Here is a 16,878-nt window from a genome sequence, read left to right as displayed (position 1 = left end):
GCCGAAGACTGGCCAGGCATTCGGAAAGGCGCGCCATGATCAAGGAATTCAAGGAGTTTGCCCTGAAGGGCAATGTCGTCGATCTCGCCATCGGCGTGATCATCGGCGCTGCCTTCGGCAAGATCGTCGAATCGCTCGTCGGCGACATCATCATGCCGCTGATCGGCGCCATCGGCAGCGTCGATTTCTCCAACTACTTCATCGGGCTCAACAGCGCCGTCACCTCCCCGGTCCTCGCCGATGCCAAGAAGCAGGGCGCCGTCCTTGCCTATGGCAGCTTCATCACCATCGCCGTCAATTTCATGATCATCGCCTTCGTGCTGTTCATGGTCGTCAAGGGCATCAACCGGCTCAAGCGCAAGGAAGCCGCCGCTGCTCCGGCCGAGCCGGCGGCCCCGGCGCAGGATGTCGTCCTGCTCGGCGAGATCCGCGATCTGCTGAAGCAGAAGGCCTGACGCGCATTTCGAGGGGTGCCGGCTCGTCGGCACGCCTCGCGATCCATCACTGCGACCGATCGGGTCGATCTCGTCAATTCATGCCGCCAGGGCGCGATCTGCGTTAGATTGGCCTGCATGTTTCTCGCGACGGATCGCCTGAAGGATCGCTCATGAACATGCACGCACCGGCCGGCACCAGCCTGATCGCCGATTTGCGCCCCGAGGCGCGCAACGCGCCCGAGAGCGGCATCGTCGAGGTCGTCAATCACGGCCGGCTCAAGCCAGGGCTGATCCCGCTCTGGGTCGGCGAGGGTGATCTGCCGACGCCGGACTTCATCGTCCGCGCCGCCAACCAGTCGCTCGCCGACGGCGAGACCTTCTACACCTGGCAGCGTGGCATTCCGGAGCTGCGCGAGGCGCTGGCACGCTATCACAGCGCGCTCTATGGCCGCCCCTTCGCCATGGACCGCTTCTACGTCACCGGTTCCGGCATGCAGTCGGTCCAGATCGCGGTCCGGCTGATCGCCGGCGTCGGCGACGAACTCATCATCCCGACCCCGGCCTGGCCGAACTTCGCTGCTGCCATGGGCATTGCCGGCGCCAACCCGGTCTGCGTTCCCATGCAGTTCAAGGATGGGCGCTTCACGCTCGACCTTGAGAAGCTCGAAGCGGCGATCTCGCCGCGCACCCGCGCCTTCGTCATCAACTCGCCGGCCAACCCGACCGGCTGGACCGCGACCCGTGACGAGCTCGCCGCGATCCTCGCCATCGCTCGCAAACATGGCATCTGGATCATCGCCGACGAGATCTATGCCCGCTTCGTCTATGACGGTTCGCCCCGTGCGGCCTCGTTCCACGACGTGATGGAGCAGGAGGACCGCATCCTCTTCGTCCAGACCTTCTCGAAGAACTGGGCGATGACCGGCTGGCGCGTCGGCTGGATCGAGGTGCCGCCCGCTTTCGGCCAGATCGTCGAGAACCTGATCCAGTACTCCACCTCCGGCTCGCCGGTCTTCGTCCAGCGCGCCGCCATCGCGGCGCTGGAGGAGGGCGAGCCGTTTGTCGCGCAGCAGATTGCCCGCGCCACCGAAGGGCGCCGCATCGTCGCAGAGGGGCTGAAGGCGACCAACCGCGTCGAGCTGCAGGCACCGGACGGCGCCTTCTACCAGTTCTTCAGCGTCGACGGCTGGACCGATTCCCGCAAGCTGGCGATCGAGCTGGTCGACACGGCCAATGTCGGCCTGGCACCGGGCACCGCTTTCGGTCCTGGCGGCGAGACCGGCCTGCGCTTCTGTTTCGCCCGCAAGGCTTCGGATCTCCGTGAGGCGGTGGCGCGGCTGCAGAAGGCGCTGGCGGGCTGATATCGGCGGCGGTCATGCCCCGCTTGCGTCAGGGGCGTTTGACCTGAGCGTCAGCCGCCTCCATTGATGCCCGATGCGTCCTGACGGCGCATCGCGAGCCTCATGCCTGTTCCGAGCTACGTCCCCTATCATCTGCGCACCTTGTCGCGTGAAGCGGCGGTGATCGCTTGTGCGGCGGTCGGCGGCACGCTCTTTACCTTGCTGGGGGTACCGGCGGCCTGGCTCTCGGGCTCGATGCTGGTGGTCTCGATCTTCGGCATCACCCGGCCGCTGCCGGACCTTCGCCGCCCCTGGTTCGATTCGACCATGGTGATGTCCGGCGCGCTGATCGGCTCGGCGGCGACGCCCGAGGCGCTCGCCGCGACGGCGCGTTATCCCGGCTCACTCTTGGTGCTGGTTGTCGGCCTCCTCGCCATCATGCTGGCGACCGGCGCCTATCTGCGCTTCGTCGCACGCTGGAGCTGGATCGATTCGCTCCTCGCCGCCGCGCCTGGCGCGCTCTCGGCGGTGATCTCGGTGGCGCAGGACAAGGGCGCCAATATCGGCCGCATCGCTGCGATCCAGCTCTTCCGCATCCTCGTCCTGGTCGCGGTGCTGCCCAGCATCATGAAGCTGAGCAGCGGCGGCACCCCGCTCTCGCTGCCGCCTCCGGTCGCGATCGCCAGCGTCGGCGACCTGGCGCTGCTGCTCGGCAGCGGGCTGGTCACCGGGCTGATCTTCGAGCGCATCGGTATCACCGCGCCCTTCATCCTCGGGGCGACACTGGCGAGCGCCCTGTTGCACGGCACCGGCCTCGTCCACGGCACCATGCCGCCGGAGATCGCGATCGCGGTGATGGTCATGCTCGGCGCCGCGATGGGCGGGCGCGTTTCCAATCTGAAGCGGGGCGAGATCGCGGCGCTGTTCCCGCTCGCGATCGGGGGCTTCGTCGTCTCGATGGCGGTGGCTTTCGCCTTCGCCTGGCCGGCGGCCTGGCTCGCCGGCGTGCCCTATGCCAGCGCCATGGCCGCCTTCGCACCGGGCGGGCTCGAGGCGATGGCGATGCTTGCCTTCGCCATGGGGCTCGACCCGCTCTATGTCGGAGCGCATCACCTTACACGCTTCATGCTGCTCGGGCTCCTGATGCCGTTCCTCGTCGGCTGGGTGCAGCCGGAGAAGCCTTCTGCGCCATAGCGGCGGCCCGGAGCCTGCCAAGGCCGGCTCCGGGGCAGGGGTCAGTCCAGGCTGATCGTGGTCAGGTCCTGGAACCAGTGCTGGGCCAGCACGAACTGCTTGATCTTCGGCGAGAGCACATGCGGGTTGGTGTCGTGCACGACCCAGACCAGAACCGCGTCGTCGACGATCTGCGCATGCGCCCTGGCCAGCAAGGCGTCCTGCCGGGCGACGTCGAAGGTCTTCATCGCCTCGTCGAGCAGCCCGTCGACCACGGGGCTCGCATAGCCACCCCAGTTCACGCCGACCGGCGCTGCCTGGTTCGAGTGGAAGAACCGGATGATCGCATAGAGCGGATCGGAGGTGACATAGGCGATGTTGTTCGAGCTGATGCCCGCGTTGATCTCGTCCTTCGCCCCCTTGCGCCAGTGGGTGTACAAAAGTTCGAGCTCGACCACCTTGAAGTCGATCTCGATGCCGACCTCCTTCAGGTTCTGCTGGATGAACTCGTTCATGGGCAGCGACAGCATCTGGCCGGTGCCGCCCTGCGCGATCACGAAGGTCGCCTTCAGCGGCTTGGCGGGCGAGTAACCGGCTTCCGCCAGCAACTTCTTGGCTGCTTCGGGGTCGTACTTGATCTCGAAGCCGGGCTTTCCGAACCACGGGCTCGCCGGATCGACCTGGCCGACGGCAGGCTTGGCGAGGCCGTTCATCAGCGCAACCACGCCATTGCGGTCGATCGCCAGGTTCATCGCCTTGCGCAGCCGAATATCGGTCCAGGGCGAGCCGGGAAGCACGCTGAGATGGTAGTTCCAGACATGCGGCGTGACGTTCTCGACGATGCGCATGCCGGCCCGCTTCAGCTGCGGCACGGTGTCGGGAGCCGGCGTCTCGATCAGGTCGACCTGGCCCGCGATCAGAGCATTGGTCCGCGCCAGCACTTCCGGCATCGGTACGAGCACCAGCTTGTCGACCTTGGCCAGCCGGTCCTTGTTCCAGTAATCCGCGTTCTTGCTGAGCTCGGCGAGTTCGCGCGGCACCAACCGGGTCAGCTTGAACGGGCCCGTGCCGGAGGGCTCTCGAGCGAACTTGTCCCAGTCCCGGCCGAGCTTCTCGTATTGCGCCGGGCTCGACACCAGGAACCAGAGCATCTGGTAGGGAAAGAAGGAGTCGACCGTCTTGGTCGTGATCTCGACCGTCTTGGCGTCGATCTTGCGCCAGCTCGCGATCGAGGGCAGGCGCGGCTTGACCTGCGCCGCCTGGCGCCGGTCGTAATGCGCCGCCTTCTCGTCGAGCACCTTGTCGAGATTCCAGACGACGGCGTCGGCGTCGAAGGCGCTGCCGTCATGGAATTTCACGCCCTCGCGCAGCGTGAACAGCCACTTCGTCGGATCGGCAGGATCGACCTTCCAGCCCGTGGCGAGCCCCGGAACCAGCTTGCCCGGCCGGTCGCCGATATTCATCTCCCAGGCGACCAGCGGATCGTAGAGCGTATAGCCCGTGAATTTATAGGCGCCCGCACCGCGATCGGGCTGGCCGGAGGTCAACGGTATGTCCGCCATCGAGATGCCGTAGCGGACGACCGTCTCGGCCAACGCCGGACTGGTCAGGAAAAGGGCGATGAGGGCGGACCCCGCCAAGCGTTTGAGCATTGCGCGCACCGGTGTGAGGAGTGGTGCGCCATCTCGGCAAAAGCCGTGCCATCTGGAACCTTCGGTCGGGCGACTATGGCCCTCGTCAGCGCTCAGCCGACGCCGTTGGTGTGGGTCATCAGCGCATAGAGCGATGTGGTCCCGCAGATGAACAGGCGGTTCCGCTTCGGGCCGCCGAAGCAGAGATTGGCGACCACCTCCGGCACCAGCACCTTGCCGATCAGCGTGCCGTCCGGGTCGAAGACGTGGAGACCGTCGGCGGCGCTGCTCCAGAGCCGGCCTTCGACGTCGAAGCGGAATCCGTCGAACAGCCCGGCCGTGCAGGTGGCGAAGACCGAGGAAGCGCCTAGCGTTGCGCCGTCGCCGGTTACCGCGAACTTGCGGATATGGCGCGGACCGTTCTCCGGATCATGGCTCGCCCCGGTGTCGGCGATGTAGAGCGCGCTTTCGTCGGGCGAGAAGGCAAGGCCGTTCGGCTTGACGAAATCATCGGCGACGATGGCGATCTCGCCGCTGTGCGGATCGATGCGGTAGACATTGCAGCGGCCGATCTCGCTCTGCGCCTTGTCGCCCTCATAGTCGGTCAGGATGCCGTAATCGGGGTCGGTGAACCAGATCGCGCCGTCCGACTTCACCACCACGTCGTTGGGCGAATTCAGGCGCTTGCCCTGGTAGTGGCTCGCCAGCACGGTGACGGAGCCGTCATGCTCGGTGCGCGTCACCTGTCGCCCGCCATGCTCGCAGGTGACGAGCCGGCCCTGCCGGTCGACGGTGTTGCCGTTCGAATTGCGCGCTGGCTGGCGGAACGTGCCGACCTCACCGGTGAGGGCGTCGTAGCGCAGCATCCTGTTGTTGGGGATGTCGGACCAGACCAGCGTCTGGTGCGCGGGGAACCAGGCCGGGCCTTCCGACCAGCGCGCGCCCGTCCACAGCCGCTCCATCCGGGCCGAGCCGGGCACGATCCGATGGAAGCGCGGGTCGAGCACCTCGACGCGAAAACCCTCGATGAAACCGAATGTCATGCCTGTCCTCCCTTGGTGGCGGGAGGATCGGCGATCATGGCCGTGGAGGCAATCGCGTGAGGAACACAGCCCGCATGCTCGGGCGTCATTCTCGGGCTTGGCTAGGAGCGTTCGAAGGTGACGGCCTGCCGACGCAGGCTGGCTCGCGCAGATGACAGGCGCGGGGAACCCTTCTCCCGTGTGGGAGAAGGGCAGGGATGAGGGCCTGCCCTATCCGATTGAGGTCGCAGCGGTGCCGTTGCGTTCAGATGATCAGCGGCGGTCCCTCACCCCTGCCCCTCTCCCATCCGGGAGAGGGGTTCCCCGCGCTTAATCACTCAGCCGCGACGAGCTCCGGTGCCACCGCTTCCCCGATCCCTGCCTTGGCCAGCTTCTCCGGCAAAGGCCCGCCGGTCGCCCAGTCGAGCAGTTCGGCCGTGTGCAGGATCGGCGTCGTCGCGCCGCGGTCGGCGAAACCCTTCGCGATCTGGGTGATGCAGCCGATATTGCCGGTGGCGACGAGGTCCGGCCTGGTGCGCTGGATGTTGCCGACCTTGCGCTCGCGCAGCTGCCCGGCGATCTCCGGCTGGAGGATGTTGTAGACGCCGGCCGAGCCGCAGCAGATATGGCCCTCCGGCACCTCCTTGACCCGGAAGCCGGCCCGCGCCAGCAGGCGCTTCGGCCCGTCCTTGAGCTGCTGGCCGTGTTGCATAGAGCAGGCGGAGTGGTAGGCGACGGTCAGGTCGAAGCTGCGGGTTGGCGCGATCTCCAGCGTCTCGACGAACTCGGTCACGTCCTTGGCGAGGCCGGCGACCTTCGCCGCCTTCTCCGCATAGGCCGGCTCATTGCGGAACATGAAGCCGTAATCCTTGATCGTGGTGCCGCAGCCCGACGCCGTGATCAGGATCGCATCGAGACCCTCGCCATCGATCTCGGCCATCCAGACGTCGATATTGGCGCGGGCGAAGGCGAGCGCGTCATGCTCGCGGCCCATATGGTGGACGAGCGCGCCGCAGCAGCCCTCGCCCTTGGGCAGTATCACCTCGACGCCATGTCGGGTCAGCAGGCGGATCGTCGCCTCGTTGATGCCGGGATCGAGCACCGGCTGGGCGCAGCCCGAGAGAATGGCGACGCGCTTGCGACGCTCGCCCTCGGCCGGGAAGGAAGCTGGCCCTTCCATCGAAGAGCGATCGGGCAGGCTCCAGGGCGCCAGCGCCAGCATTGCCTTCAGCCGATCGCCGACGACAGGCAGCGACCCGAGCACGCCCGCCAGCGGCTTGCCAAGCCGCGCCGCCAGCATGGCGAGACGGAAGCGGCCGGGATAGGGCAGGATCGCCGACAGGATCGCCCGCAGCGTCCGGTCGACGACGGGCCGTTCATAGGTCTCCTCGATATGGGCGCGGGCATGGTCGACCAGGTGCATGTAGTGCACGCCCGATGGGCAGGTCGTCATGCAGGAGAGGCAGGACAGGCAGCGGTCGACATGCTTGACCACGTCCGGCGTTGCCGGCTTGCCGCTCTCCAGCATGTCCTTGATCTGGTAGATGCGCCCGCGCGGCGAATCGAGCTCGTCGCCGAGCAGCAGATAGGTCGGGCAGGTCGCGGTGCAGAACCCGCAATGCACGCAGGTGCGCAGGATCTTCTCGGAGGCCGGAAGACGCGGGTCTGAGGCGAGAAGCTCGGGCGTGAAGTTGGTCTGCATGATCCTACACCGTCATGCTCGGCCTTGTGCCGAGCATCCACGTCTTGAACACCGCCTTCGCGAAAGGAAGACGTGGATGGTCGGGACAAGCCCGACCATGCCGACGACACGCCATCTCACACCCCCGCATACATCCGGCCAGGCTCGAACACGCCCTCCGGATCGAAGCTCTTCTTAATGCCCGCCGTCACCCGCATCAGCGGCTCGGAGAGCGGCTCGAAGACGGGAACCGCCGCCCGCACCGCATCGGGCGCCCGCACCAGCGTGGCATGGCCGCCGAGCGGCTTCAGCGCGGTGCGGATCGCTGCCGCTCCGGCATCGCCATCGGCTGCCACGGCGAGCCAGATCAGGCCGCCGCCCCAATCGTAGAACCAGCGCGCGCCGGGTACCATGCGCGCGATCGCGGCGGTCGCTTTCGGCCCGTTAGTCGGTGCAAGCGAAAGCCGCCAGACGGCCTCCGGCGTGCCGGCGAAGAAGGCTGCATCCCTGACCTCGCGCCAGAGCGCGTCCGAGGCGCGGCCCTCGATCAGCTGCGGCCGGCCGTAGCCTTTGAGCAGGCGCGCGAGCTCGGCGGCGCGGTAGCTGATCGAGGCGGAGAAGTTCTCAAGCCTGAGCAGCGTGCGCGCGTGCTCCGCGCCGACGCCGGCCGGCAGATGCGCCGCAGCCATCGGCTCGAAAGGCGAGCCGAGCGCTCCCGACAGCAGCGCCACCGCGGCCTCGTCGGCGAGGTCCTCCCAGATCAGGGTGACGATGCGCTCCGGCCGCGGCAGCACGCGGAAAGTGACTTCGGTCAGGAAGCCGAGCGTGCCGAAGCTGCCGGAGACGAGTTTGACCAGGTCGAGGCCGGTCACGTTCTTCATCACCCGCCCGCCGGATTTTACCAGCTCGCCACGGCCATTGATCAGCTTGATGCCGATCAGCGAGTCGCGAGCGGCGCCGGCATTGATCCGCCGTGGGCCCGAGATGTTGCCGGCCGCGATCGCGCCGATCGTCGGCTCGCCCTCCGTGCCGAACAATGCGCGATGGTCCATCGGCTCGAAGGGCAGCATCTGGCCGCGGCTTGCCAGCGTCTCCTCGATCAGCTTCAGCGGCGTGCCGGCTTTTGCGCCGATCACCATCTCGGAGGGTTCGTACAGGGTGATGCCGGTAAGTTCGGCGCTCGAAATCGTGCTGACGGCGTTGTCCGGCCGGCCGAGACCGGAACGGGTGCCGCCGCCGCGGATGGCGAGCGGAACGCGCGCCTCGACGATAGAGGCGACGACGGCGCAGGCCTGCGCCTCTGTGGTGGGTGTGTGGAGCATCAGGCACCAACCGCTGTCATTCCGGGGCTTCGCATCGCGAAGAACCCGGAACCCACGACTGGGCATCGCCGGTCAGGACAGCCTTTCATAGAAATCCTTCCATTCCGGATTCATGTCTTCGATGAGCTTGATCTTCCAGGCTCTGCGCCACTTCTTCAGGACCTTTTCTCGGTCGATCGCATCCCTCACATCTTCGAACTGCTCGTACCAGACCAGTCTGTCCACCCCGTAGCGGCTCGTGAAGCCGATGTTCCGTTTCGATTTGTGCTCATGGGCACGTCTTGCCAGATCGTTGGTGATGCCGAGGTAGAGCGTACCGCTTCGTTTGCTGGCCATGAGGTAGACGAAATACGCCATCCGCTCACCCGGTCGTGGGTTCCGGGTTCTCGCTGCGCGAGCCCCGGAATGACAAAGCTCAGGCCGCGATCCGCCCTTCCAGCGGGAACACTTTCGCCGGGTTCATCAGCCAGCGCGGATCGAACACGGCCCTGACCCGTTGCTGCTGGTGCAGATCGGCCTCGTTGAACTGGACCGTCATCAGGTCGCGCTTCTCGATGCCGACGCCGTGCTCGCCGGTCAGGCAGCCGCCGACCTCGACGCAGAGCTTGAGGATGTCGTTGCCGGCGTCCTCCGCCTTCTGCGCCTCGACCGGGTCGTTGCAGTTGTAGAGGATCAGCGGGTGGAGATTGCCGTCGCCGGCATGGAAGACATTGGCGACGCGCAGTCCATAGCCCTTGATGATCTCGTCCATGCGCTCGAGCACGAAGGGCAATTGCCCGGTCGGGATCGTGCCGTCCATGCAGATATAGTCGGCAATGCGGCCGGTGGCGCCGAAGGCGGATTTGCGGCCCTTCCAGATCGCCGCCGTCTCCATCGCCGACTTGCTCTCCTTGACCGTGCCGACGCCGTGCTCCCTTGCGATCGCGACGATGCGGGCGAGTTGGGCATCCATCTCGGCCTCCGAGCCCTCGACCTCGATGATCAGCAGCGCCCCGCAATCCATCGGATAGCCGGCATGGGCGAAGGCCTCGCAGATCTCGATCGCCGGCTTGTCCATGAACTCCATCGCCACCGGAATGATGCCGGCGCCGATGATGGCGGCGACCGCCGCACCGGCCTCGACGCTGGTCGGGAAGCCGAACAGGACGGGCCGCGCGCCTTCCGCCTGGCGCAGGATGCGCACCGTCGCCTCGGTGACGATGCCGAGCTGGCCCTCCGAGCCGACGATCAGGCCGAGCAGGTCGTAGCCGGGGGCGTCGAGGTGACCACCGCCGATCTCGACGATGCTCCCATCCAGCATGACCAGGGTGACCCCCAGCACATTGTTGGTGGTGACGCCGTATTTCAGGCAATGGGCGCCGCCCGAGTTCATCCCGATATTGCCGCCGATCGAGCAGGCGAGCTGCGAGGACGGATCGGGCGCGTAGAAGAACCCGTCTGCCGAGACGGCGCCGGTGACGGCGAGATTGGTGACGCCGGCCTGCACCTTCGCCACGCGGTTGGCGTAGTCGATTTCCAGGATGCGGTTCATCTTGGAGACGCCGATCACCACCGCGTCCTCCTGGGGGATCGCGCCGCCGGCTAGCGAGGTGCCGGCGCCGCGCGGCACCACCGGCACGCCCTGTTCGGAGCAATAGCGCAGCACAGCCGCGACCTCCCGCGTGGTTGAAGGCAGCACGACCGCGAGCGGCATGCGGCGATAGGCGGTCAGCGCGTCGGTCTCATAGGGACGCCGCTCGTCCTCGGAGGTGATCAGCGCGTCGGCTGCGACCAGTTTGGCGAGGCCCGAGATGATGGCGTCGCGGCGGGCGAGGATGCCGGCATCGGGCGCCGGAAAGGCGATCGCACTCATGACACTCCGTCCTCACCCTCTCCGGTTCTCGCACGACTCTAGAATACTTCCACAGGGGATGCAGCGGGGCTAACGTGCATGATTATTTCCAAAACGGAAAAGATGGTGGACGCATGGACAGATTCGGCGACCTCGACGTCTTCGCCCATGTCGTCACCGCCAGGAGCATGTCCGCCGCCGCACGCGAACTCAATCTCTCGCCGGCCGTCATTTCCAAGCGCATCCGCCGCCTGGAGGACCGGCTCGGCGTGCGCCTGCTCCAGCGCACCACCCGGCAACTCTCGCTGACAGAAGCCGGCCAGGGCTTCTATGAGCGCGTCGTCTCGATCCTCGGCTCGATCGAGGAGGCGGAGGCCTGGGTCGCCAGCGGCACAGGGCAGGCCCGCGGCACCCTGCGCGTCTCGGCGCCGACCTCGTTCGGGCGGATGCATGTCGCGCCGCATCTCAAGCCCTTCCTCGACGCCAACCAGGCGGTGAATGTCGAGCTGATCCTCAGCGACGCCTTCGTGGACATCGTCGCCGACGGCTTCGACGTCGCGATCCGGATCGCAGACTTGCGCGATTCCAGCCTGGTGGCGAAGCGGCTGGCGCCGAACCACCGCGTGCTTTGCGCGACGCCGGGCTACCTCGCCGCCCGCGGCATCCCCGGGACGATCGAAGACCTCGCGCGCCACACCCTCATCGCCCACAACGCCGACCAATGGCGTCTCGACGGACCGGAGGGCCAGGTGACGGTCAAGATCAACGGCCAGCTGCGCACCAATTCCAGCGAAGTCGTGCGCGAGGCTCTATTGGCGGGCGTTGGCATCGCACTGCGCTCGACCTGGGATGTCGGGCCGGAGCTGAAATCGGGCGCCCTGGCGCGGGTGCTGCCGGCCTATTCGGTCGGCAAGCGCGTCGCGGTCTACGCGGTCTATCCGAGCCGTCGGCACATGGAGCATAAGGTCCGCGCCTTCGTCGATTATCTCGCCGAGCTTTACGGGGCGACTCCGTACTGGGATGAAGGATTGGCGTTGTAGAAAGCGCTTGCGTCGGGAGGATCGTGGCCGCCAATATCATCTTAATATTGGCCGGAGTGCCTCTATCCTTTCCATGCCGCAACGGAATTGATGCCCATGACGGATTGTCTCAGCTCGCGTTTCGTCGCTTTGGCATCTCTCACCCTGCTTTCTGCTGCCGCGGCGACACCGGCAGCCGCACAGATTCGGATCGACAGGGACCAGACCGGGCGCGTCGTCGCGATCACCGGTCTGCCGACCGGCTCCGGCTGTGTCCGCGGCACAGGCACGGGGCAGGTCGTCGACCGCGCGGTCGAGAAGGGCGAGCTGCAAGGCTTCACATTCAACGAGCCCCCCTATGACGACAGCTACATCAATCTGCCCGCGGCCTACGACATCAGGGATCGCGCAGCCTATGCCCGTCTGCAGGCCGCGTTCGACGACCTGTTCCGCAAGGGTGCCCGCCTCAAGATCAGGTCTGTCGCGTGCGGAGCGGCCGGCCGGATCGTCAAACTGGTGTCGGCCACGCTCGTCGACGGTCCCCCGGCGCCAAAGGCAGTGGCTGTCCCGGCTCCAGCTCCGGTTCCCAATCCCGCCACACCCGTTGCTCCGCAGCCAGCTCCCGTCGCGGCCGAGCCTGTCGATGCTCTGCTGCGATCCCCCGACAGCCCGGCAAAGCCAGCCGAAGTCCCGAAGGTCGACGAGCCACCCGCTGCTGGCGCCAGCCAGCCGAAGCATGCGGCCGAGCAGCCACCGGCTGCGGCGAGCGAACCAAAGCCGGCGGCGGAAACTCCGCCGGCCGCTCCGCGCAAGCCCTCGCGCTGGCGGCTGACCCAGCCGACGAAAGTCCAGGTCGACATCTCGATCAGCTCGAATGACCGGGCTTTCAGCCTCTCGCTCAGTTGCAGCAAGGGTTCGAAGGGTGGCGTTGACATCAGCAACTGGTTCCTGCCGCCCGGCAACTGGTCGATCTCGAACTCGCCGACGCCGGTCTCGATCGACGGGCGCCCGCAGCGCTGGGAAGTCGGAGGCGCGGACGAGGGCCTCGTGTTCAGCGATGGCGAATTCAATGGCATGGCGACGCTTTCGCCCGGCGCGCGCGACCAGCTCGCACGCGGCCAGCGCTTCGTCGTGAGCGGCCGCATGGATCGCGGCGGCAGGCCGCGCGAGGCCGTTTTCGACATATCCAACAGCGAAGAGGTTTTCGCCGCCTTCGATGCGCGCTGCCGGGCGTTCCGTCGCTGAGATCCTGCTTATGGCTGGTGACCCTGCGAGGGCGAGTGCCGTCGCAGCGGCCCGCGAATGATGCGCCTAGCCGGATTGCGCGGCCGTGCTTGCCCCAAGCGGCGGTCCGGTCTAACCCGCTCGGACATCGATCAGCATTGACTTACCGAGTTCCCCGCCATGTCCGCCGACAAGTCCGCCCCTGCCAAGCTGAAGGCCCGCCAGCCGCGCGGTTTCGTCGATCGCGGCCCGGCCGATGTCGCCGCTACCGAGCGCATGCTCGCCGTGATCCGCGAGAGCTTCTCGCTCTACGGCTTCGATCCGGTCGAGACGCCCTTCGTCGAATACACCGACGCGCTCGGCAAATTCCTGCCGGACCAGGACCGGCCCAACGAGGGCGTCTTCTCCTTCCAGGACGATGACGAGCAGTGGCTCTCGCTGCGCTATGACCTGACGGCGCCGCTCGCCCGCTATGTCGCCGAGAATTACGACGCGCTGCCAAAACCCTATCGCAGCTACCGCGCCGGCTATGTCTTCCGCAATGAGAAGCCGGGCCCGGGACGCTTCCGCCAGTTCATGCAGTTCGATGCCGACATCGTCGGGAGTGGCACGGTCGCCGGCGATGCCGAGATCTGCATGCTCGCCGCCGACACGATGGAGAAGCTCGGCATCAAGCGCGGCGACTATGTCGTCAAGGTCAACAACCGAAAAGTGCTCGACGGGGTGATGGAGGCGATCGGCCTCGGCGGCGAGGAGAATGCCGGCCGCCGGCTGACGGTGCTGCGCGCCATCGACAAGCTCGACAAGTTCGGACCCGAGGGTGTGCGCCTGCTGCTTGGCGAGGGTCGCAAGGACGAGAGCGGGGATTTCACCAAGGGGGCGGGTCTGAGTGAAGACGACGCCGACATGGTGCTCTCGCTGGCTGCGCTTCAGAGTGGGGAAGTCACGGAGTTGCAAGAGGTTGGTGGCGGCAAATTCGTCGAAACCAACAAGGGCGTGCTCGGCGGTATGCGTACTCATTTCGGAAATAATGAAACGGCGGCGGCTGGAATTTCCGAGCTTGAGCAGATTGCGAAGCTCGTCGAAGCAGCGGGTTATGATCGCGGTCGCATCCGCATCGACCCCTCCGTCGTCCGCGGTCTCGAATACTACACTGGCCCGGTCTACGAGGTGGAGCTGACCTTCCCGGTCACCAATGAGGACGGACAGGTCGTCCGCTTCGGCTCGGTCGCGGGCGGCGGGCGCTACGACGGCCTCGTCGGCCGCTTCCGGCCCGAGCCCGTGCCGGCGACCGGCTTCTCGATCGGCGTCTCCCGGCTCTATTCGGCGCTGAAGGCGGTGAAGTCGCCGATCGTCGACCAGAAGAACGAATTGCCGCTCGTCGTCGTCACCGCGATGGACAACAAATCGCCGGAGTTCATGCCGGCCTATCAGGCTTTCGTCGCGCAGCTTCGGCAGGCCAAGGACGAGCATGGCAGGGCGCTCTGCCGGGCCGATCTCTATCTCGGCTCCTCCGGCTTCAACGCCCAGATGAAATATGCCGACCGCCGCGGCGCCGTCTGCGCAATCATTCAGGGTTCCTCGGAGCGCGAGGCCGGCACGGTGGTGATCAAGGACCTGATCCTCGGCGCCGAACTCGCTGCAGCGGGCCGCGACGTCAAGGACTCGGCCGAGCACAAGGAGCGCCAGGCGCAGGCGCAATTCTCCGTGCCGGTGGCCGAGTTGGTCGAAGAGGTGAAGCGGGTGTTGGCGCGACATCGCTAGCTCCCTTCTCCCCTTGCGGGAGAAGGTGCCGGCAGGCGGATGAGGGGTCGCGCTGCGCTTGTTCCGTGGCGCTCCACTCGCTCCTTCTGGAATGTGGCGCGACCCCTCATCCGTCTCGGCTTCGCCGAGCCACCTTCTCCCGCAAGGGGAGAAGGGAAGGGCGGTCTCCGGATTCCCGTTCACCCAATTCCCTAAAAACCGTCGAAAATCGCGGGCGTCCCTGCTAGGACGGCGCCGCAACAGGGTTTTTGTAAAGTGCCGGCCATGCGCTCAAAGCTCGAGACCGTGATCGCGCCGTTCGAGCGCGAGGGCTACAGGCGCGCCGAGCCGGCGATCCTGCAGCCCGTCGAGCCCTTCCTCGACCTCTCCGGCGAGGATATCCGCCGCCGCATCTTCCTGACGCAGGACGATGACGGGCGCGAATGGTGCCTGCGGCCGGAATACACCATCCCCGTCGCGCTGGCGCATATCGCCGCTCATGCCAGCGAGCCGGCGTCCTACGCCTATGCCGGCCCGGTCTTCCGCATGCGCGGCGCCAACGAGCCGAGCGAGTTCGCCCAGGCCGGCCTCGAATCCTTCGGCCGCAGCGATTTCGCTGCCGCCGATGCCGAGATCATGGCCCTGACGGTCGAAGCCGCCGCCGCACTCGGCCTGAGCCGGCCGCGCCTGTTGATGGGCGATGTCGCGCTTTTGACCGCGCTGCTCGATCGGCTCGGCGTGCCGCAGGCCGCCCGCCGCCGGCTGATGCGCGCTGTGGCGCAAGGCAAGGGCGCCGACGCCGTCGCCGCGCTCGAGCCGCCTGTGAACGAGGTCGAGCATGCCCATGCCGGCCTGCTCAAGGCGCTGGAGGGGCAGGATCCCAAGGCGGCGCGCGCTTTCGTCGAGGACGTGCTCTCGATCGCCGGCATCTCGACCGTCGGCGGCCGTTCGGCCGGCGACATCGCCGAGCGCTTCCTGGCGCGCGCCGCCGAGCGAGACAATCCGGTCAATGGCGAGGCGAGCGGCGTGATCGCGCATGCGCTGGCGATCGGCGGCGATCCGGACGGCGCCTCCGCCGCCCTCCGTAAGCTTGCCGGCGAGGCCGGGCTCGATCTCTCCGCCGCGCTCGATGCCTTCGACGAGCGCACCGGCTTCCTCGCCGCACGCGGCGTCGATGTCGGCAGCATCTCCTTCTCGGCCGGCTTCGCCCGCAATCTCGACTACTACACCGGCTTCATCTTCGAGTTGCACGATCCGGCCCGGCCGGATCTGAAGCCAATCGCCGGCGGTGGCCGCTATGACGGCGTGCTGCAGCGCCTCGGCGCGCCCGCGGCGGTGCCGGCCGTCGGTGCCTCGCTCTGGCTCGATCGTCTCGCGGGAGGCAAGGCATGAGCGGGACGGACAAGATGACCAACGACGCGCCGCTGGTTCTCGCAGTGCCCTCCAAGGGCCGGCTGCAGGAGAACGCCACCGCCTTCTTCGGCCGCGCCGGCCTCTCCTTCGTTCAGGCACGCGGCCAGCGCGAGTACCGCGGCCAGATCGCCGGGCTCGGCGGGGCCGAGGTCGCCTATCTCTCGGCCTCCGAGATCGTCGCGCAGCTTTCGTCCGGCTCCGCTCATCTCGGCATCACCGGCGAGGACCTCGTGCGCGAGCAGGTCGCCGATGCCGATGCCAGCATGGTCATGCTGGCGCCGCTGGGCTTCGGCCACGCCAATGTCGTCGTCGCCGTGCCACAGGCCTGGATCGATGTGCGCACCATGGCCGATCTCGACGACGTCGCCGCGACCATGCGCGCCCGCACCGGCCGTAAGCTGCGCGTCGCCACCAAATACGTGAACCTGACCCGGCGCTTCTTCGCCAATCACGGCCTCGCCGACTACCGCATCGTCGAGAGCCTGGGCGCGACCGAGGGGGCTCCGGCCGCAGGCACCGCCGAGATCGTCGTCGACATCACCACCACCGGCGCGACGCTGACGGCGAATGCGCTGAAGGTGCTGGACGACGGCGTGATCCTGGCCTCGGAGGCCAATCTCGTCGCATCCGTACGTGCGCCATGGGGCAAGCAGGCGCGCGATGCCGCCGCCGCCATCCTGTCGCGCATCGCGGCCGAGGAGGAGGCGCGCTCGGTGCGCGAGGTCCGCGCGGTGCTCAACGCCGTCTCGCCCCAGCGGCTCGGCGAGATCGCGCATCGGCTCGGCGCGCGCCTGCCTTTCGGCACCGCCAGTGGTGAAGGTGTCATCACCTTGCACTGCCCGCGCAAGGCGGTGTTCCCGCTGGTCGAGGAGCTGAGCAAGGCCGGTGCCGACGACATCACCGTACGGGCGCTCGACTATGTCTTCCGCCGCTCCAACCCGCTGATCGAGCGGCTGCTGGCGAGAATCTGACGCGCTTTCCGTTCGGCTGGTAACAGCCGAACGAACAGAATTCGCGCAAACTCAAAGACGAACATGTTCTC

14 protein-coding genes are annotated in these 16,878 nt (G+C 67.0%); 8 read left to right on the top strand and 6 right to left on the bottom strand.

Features of this window, described 5'->3' with window-relative positions:
* Window positions 1–35 precede the first annotated feature (35 nt).
* The 3 genes from mscL to BMZ21_RS07110 all read left to right on the top strand — a co-directional run bounded on the left by mscL (window position 36) and on the right by BMZ21_RS07110 (window position 2,971).
* Window positions 36–455, top strand: a complete 420-nt coding sequence (gene mscL / locus BMZ21_RS07120; protein ID WP_091831298.1) for a large conductance mechanosensitive channel protein MscL — start codon at window positions 36–38, stop codon at window positions 453–455.
* A 152-nt stretch (window positions 456–607) separates the two neighbouring features.
* Complete coding sequence (locus BMZ21_RS07115) at window positions 608–1,798, top strand: pyridoxal phosphate-dependent aminotransferase (RefSeq protein WP_091831296.1); 1,191 nt, start codon at window positions 608–610, stop codon at window positions 1,796–1,798.
* Window positions 1,799–1,900: 102 nt separating this feature from the next.
* Complete coding sequence (locus BMZ21_RS07110; RefSeq protein ID WP_091831294.1) at window positions 1,901–2,971, top strand: AbrB family transcriptional regulator; 1,071 nt, start codon at window positions 1,901–1,903, stop codon at window positions 2,969–2,971.
* 41 nt (window positions 2,972–3,012) lie between these two features.
* Here BMZ21_RS07110 and BMZ21_RS07105 read toward each other — a convergent pair whose 3' ends face one another.
* From BMZ21_RS07105 to BMZ21_RS07080, 6 genes are all read right to left on the bottom strand, one after another.
* The gene (locus tag BMZ21_RS07105) at window positions 3,013–4,602 is read right to left on the bottom strand and encodes an ABC transporter substrate-binding protein (RefSeq protein ID WP_091831292.1); all 1,590 of its coding nucleotides are present in this window, start codon (window positions 4,600–4,602) and stop codon (window positions 3,013–3,015) included.
* Between the two features lie 92 nt (window positions 4,603–4,694).
* Complete coding sequence (locus BMZ21_RS07100; RefSeq protein WP_091831290.1) at window positions 4,695–5,624, bottom strand: SMP-30/gluconolactonase/LRE family protein; 930 nt, start codon at window positions 5,622–5,624, stop codon at window positions 4,695–4,697.
* 313 nt (window positions 5,625–5,937) lie between these two features.
* Window positions 5,938–7,305: a glycolate oxidase subunit GlcF gene (glcF, locus tag BMZ21_RS07095; protein ID WP_091831288.1), complete on the bottom strand. Its 1,368-nt coding sequence runs from the start codon at window positions 7,303–7,305 to the stop codon at window positions 5,938–5,940.
* 116 nt (window positions 7,306–7,421) lie between these two features.
* A complete protein-coding gene (locus BMZ21_RS07090; RefSeq protein WP_091832365.1) occupies window positions 7,422–8,609 on the bottom strand; it encodes an FAD-binding protein in 1,188 nt (395 codons plus the stop codon).
* A 69-nt stretch (window positions 8,610–8,678) separates the two neighbouring features.
* On the bottom strand, window positions 8,679–8,963 hold the full coding sequence (locus BMZ21_RS07085) for a GIY-YIG nuclease family protein (protein WP_091831286.1): 285 nt from the start codon (window positions 8,961–8,963) through the stop codon (window positions 8,679–8,681).
* Window positions 8,964–9,021: 58 nt separating this feature from the next.
* Window positions 9,022–10,458: an FAD-binding oxidoreductase gene (locus tag BMZ21_RS07080; RefSeq protein WP_091831284.1), complete on the bottom strand. Its 1,437-nt coding sequence runs from the start codon at window positions 10,456–10,458 to the stop codon at window positions 9,022–9,024.
* 113 nt (window positions 10,459–10,571) lie between these two features.
* On the opposite strand from BMZ21_RS07080, the gene BMZ21_RS07075 reads away from it, so the two are divergent.
* From BMZ21_RS07075 to hisG, 5 genes are all read left to right on the top strand, one after another.
* Window positions 10,572–11,477: a LysR family transcriptional regulator gene (locus tag BMZ21_RS07075; RefSeq protein ID WP_091831282.1), complete on the top strand. Its 906-nt coding sequence runs from the start codon at window positions 10,572–10,574 to the stop codon at window positions 11,475–11,477.
* A gap of 96 nt (window positions 11,478–11,573) precedes the next feature.
* Window positions 11,574–12,701: a hypothetical protein gene (locus BMZ21_RS07070; RefSeq protein ID WP_091831280.1), complete on the top strand. Its 1,128-nt coding sequence runs from the start codon at window positions 11,574–11,576 to the stop codon at window positions 12,699–12,701.
* Between the two features lie 159 nt (window positions 12,702–12,860).
* On the top strand, window positions 12,861–14,444 hold the full coding sequence (hisS, locus tag BMZ21_RS07065; protein WP_091831278.1) for a histidine--tRNA ligase: 1,584 nt from the start codon (window positions 12,861–12,863) through the stop codon (window positions 14,442–14,444).
* A 264-nt stretch (window positions 14,445–14,708) separates the two neighbouring features.
* Window positions 14,709–15,815 (top strand): ATP phosphoribosyltransferase regulatory subunit, encoded by a 1,107-nt coding sequence (locus tag BMZ21_RS07060; RefSeq protein WP_091831276.1) that lies wholly within the window; start codon window positions 14,709–14,711, stop codon window positions 15,813–15,815.
* Window positions 15,812–16,807 (top strand): ATP phosphoribosyltransferase, encoded by a 996-nt coding sequence (gene hisG / locus BMZ21_RS07055; protein ID WP_244543734.1) that lies wholly within the window; start codon window positions 15,812–15,814, stop codon window positions 16,805–16,807. Before BMZ21_RS07060 ends, hisG begins: the two co-directional genes overlap by 4 nt.
* Window positions 16,808–16,878 lie beyond the last annotated feature (71 nt).

Origin of the sequence: Allobosea lupini (assembly GCF_900109525.1) — a bacterium.
Taxonomy (GTDB): domain Bacteria; phylum Pseudomonadota; class Alphaproteobacteria; order Rhizobiales; family Beijerinckiaceae; genus Allobosea; species Allobosea lupini.
Note: the sequence above shows the minus strand (reverse complement) of the source record. Positions and strands in the feature narration are given on the sequence as shown.

Excerpts from the sequence above, each read along its gene's own strand:
- mscL (WP_091831298.1), top strand. The coding sequence starts at position 36 with ATGATCAAGGAATTCAAGGAGTTTGCCCTGAAGGGCAATGTCGTCGAT.
- BMZ21_RS07115 (WP_091831296.1), top strand. The coding sequence starts at position 608 with ATGAACATGCACGCACCGGCCGGCACCAGCCTGATCGCCGATTTGCGC.
- BMZ21_RS07110 (WP_091831294.1), top strand. The coding sequence starts at position 1,901 with ATGCCTGTTCCGAGCTACGTCCCCTATCATCTGCGCACCTTGTCGCGT.
- BMZ21_RS07105 (WP_091831292.1), bottom strand. The coding sequence starts at position 4,602 with ATGCTCAAACGCTTGGCGGGGTCCGCCCTCATCGCCCTTTTCCTGACC.
- BMZ21_RS07100 (WP_091831290.1), bottom strand. The coding sequence starts at position 5,624 with ATGACATTCGGTTTCATCGAGGGTTTTCGCGTCGAGGTGCTCGACCCG.
- glcF (WP_091831288.1), bottom strand. The coding sequence starts at position 7,305 with ATGCAGACCAACTTCACGCCCGAGCTTCTCGCCTCAGACCCGCGTCTT.
- BMZ21_RS07085 (WP_091831286.1), bottom strand. The coding sequence starts at position 8,963 with ATGGCGTATTTCGTCTACCTCATGGCCAGCAAACGAAGCGGTACGCTC.
- BMZ21_RS07080 (WP_091831284.1), bottom strand. The coding sequence starts at position 10,458 with ATGAGTGCGATCGCCTTTCCGGCGCCCGATGCCGGCATCCTCGCCCGC.
- BMZ21_RS07075 (WP_091831282.1), top strand. The coding sequence starts at position 10,572 with ATGGACAGATTCGGCGACCTCGACGTCTTCGCCCATGTCGTCACCGCC.
- BMZ21_RS07070 (WP_091831280.1), top strand. The coding sequence starts at position 11,574 with ATGACGGATTGTCTCAGCTCGCGTTTCGTCGCTTTGGCATCTCTCACC.
- hisS (WP_091831278.1), top strand. The coding sequence starts at position 12,861 with ATGTCCGCCGACAAGTCCGCCCCTGCCAAGCTGAAGGCCCGCCAGCCG.
- BMZ21_RS07060 (WP_091831276.1), top strand. The coding sequence starts at position 14,709 with ATGCGCTCAAAGCTCGAGACCGTGATCGCGCCGTTCGAGCGCGAGGGC.
- hisG (WP_244543734.1), top strand. The coding sequence starts at position 15,812 with ATGAGCGGGACGGACAAGATGACCAACGACGCGCCGCTGGTTCTCGCA.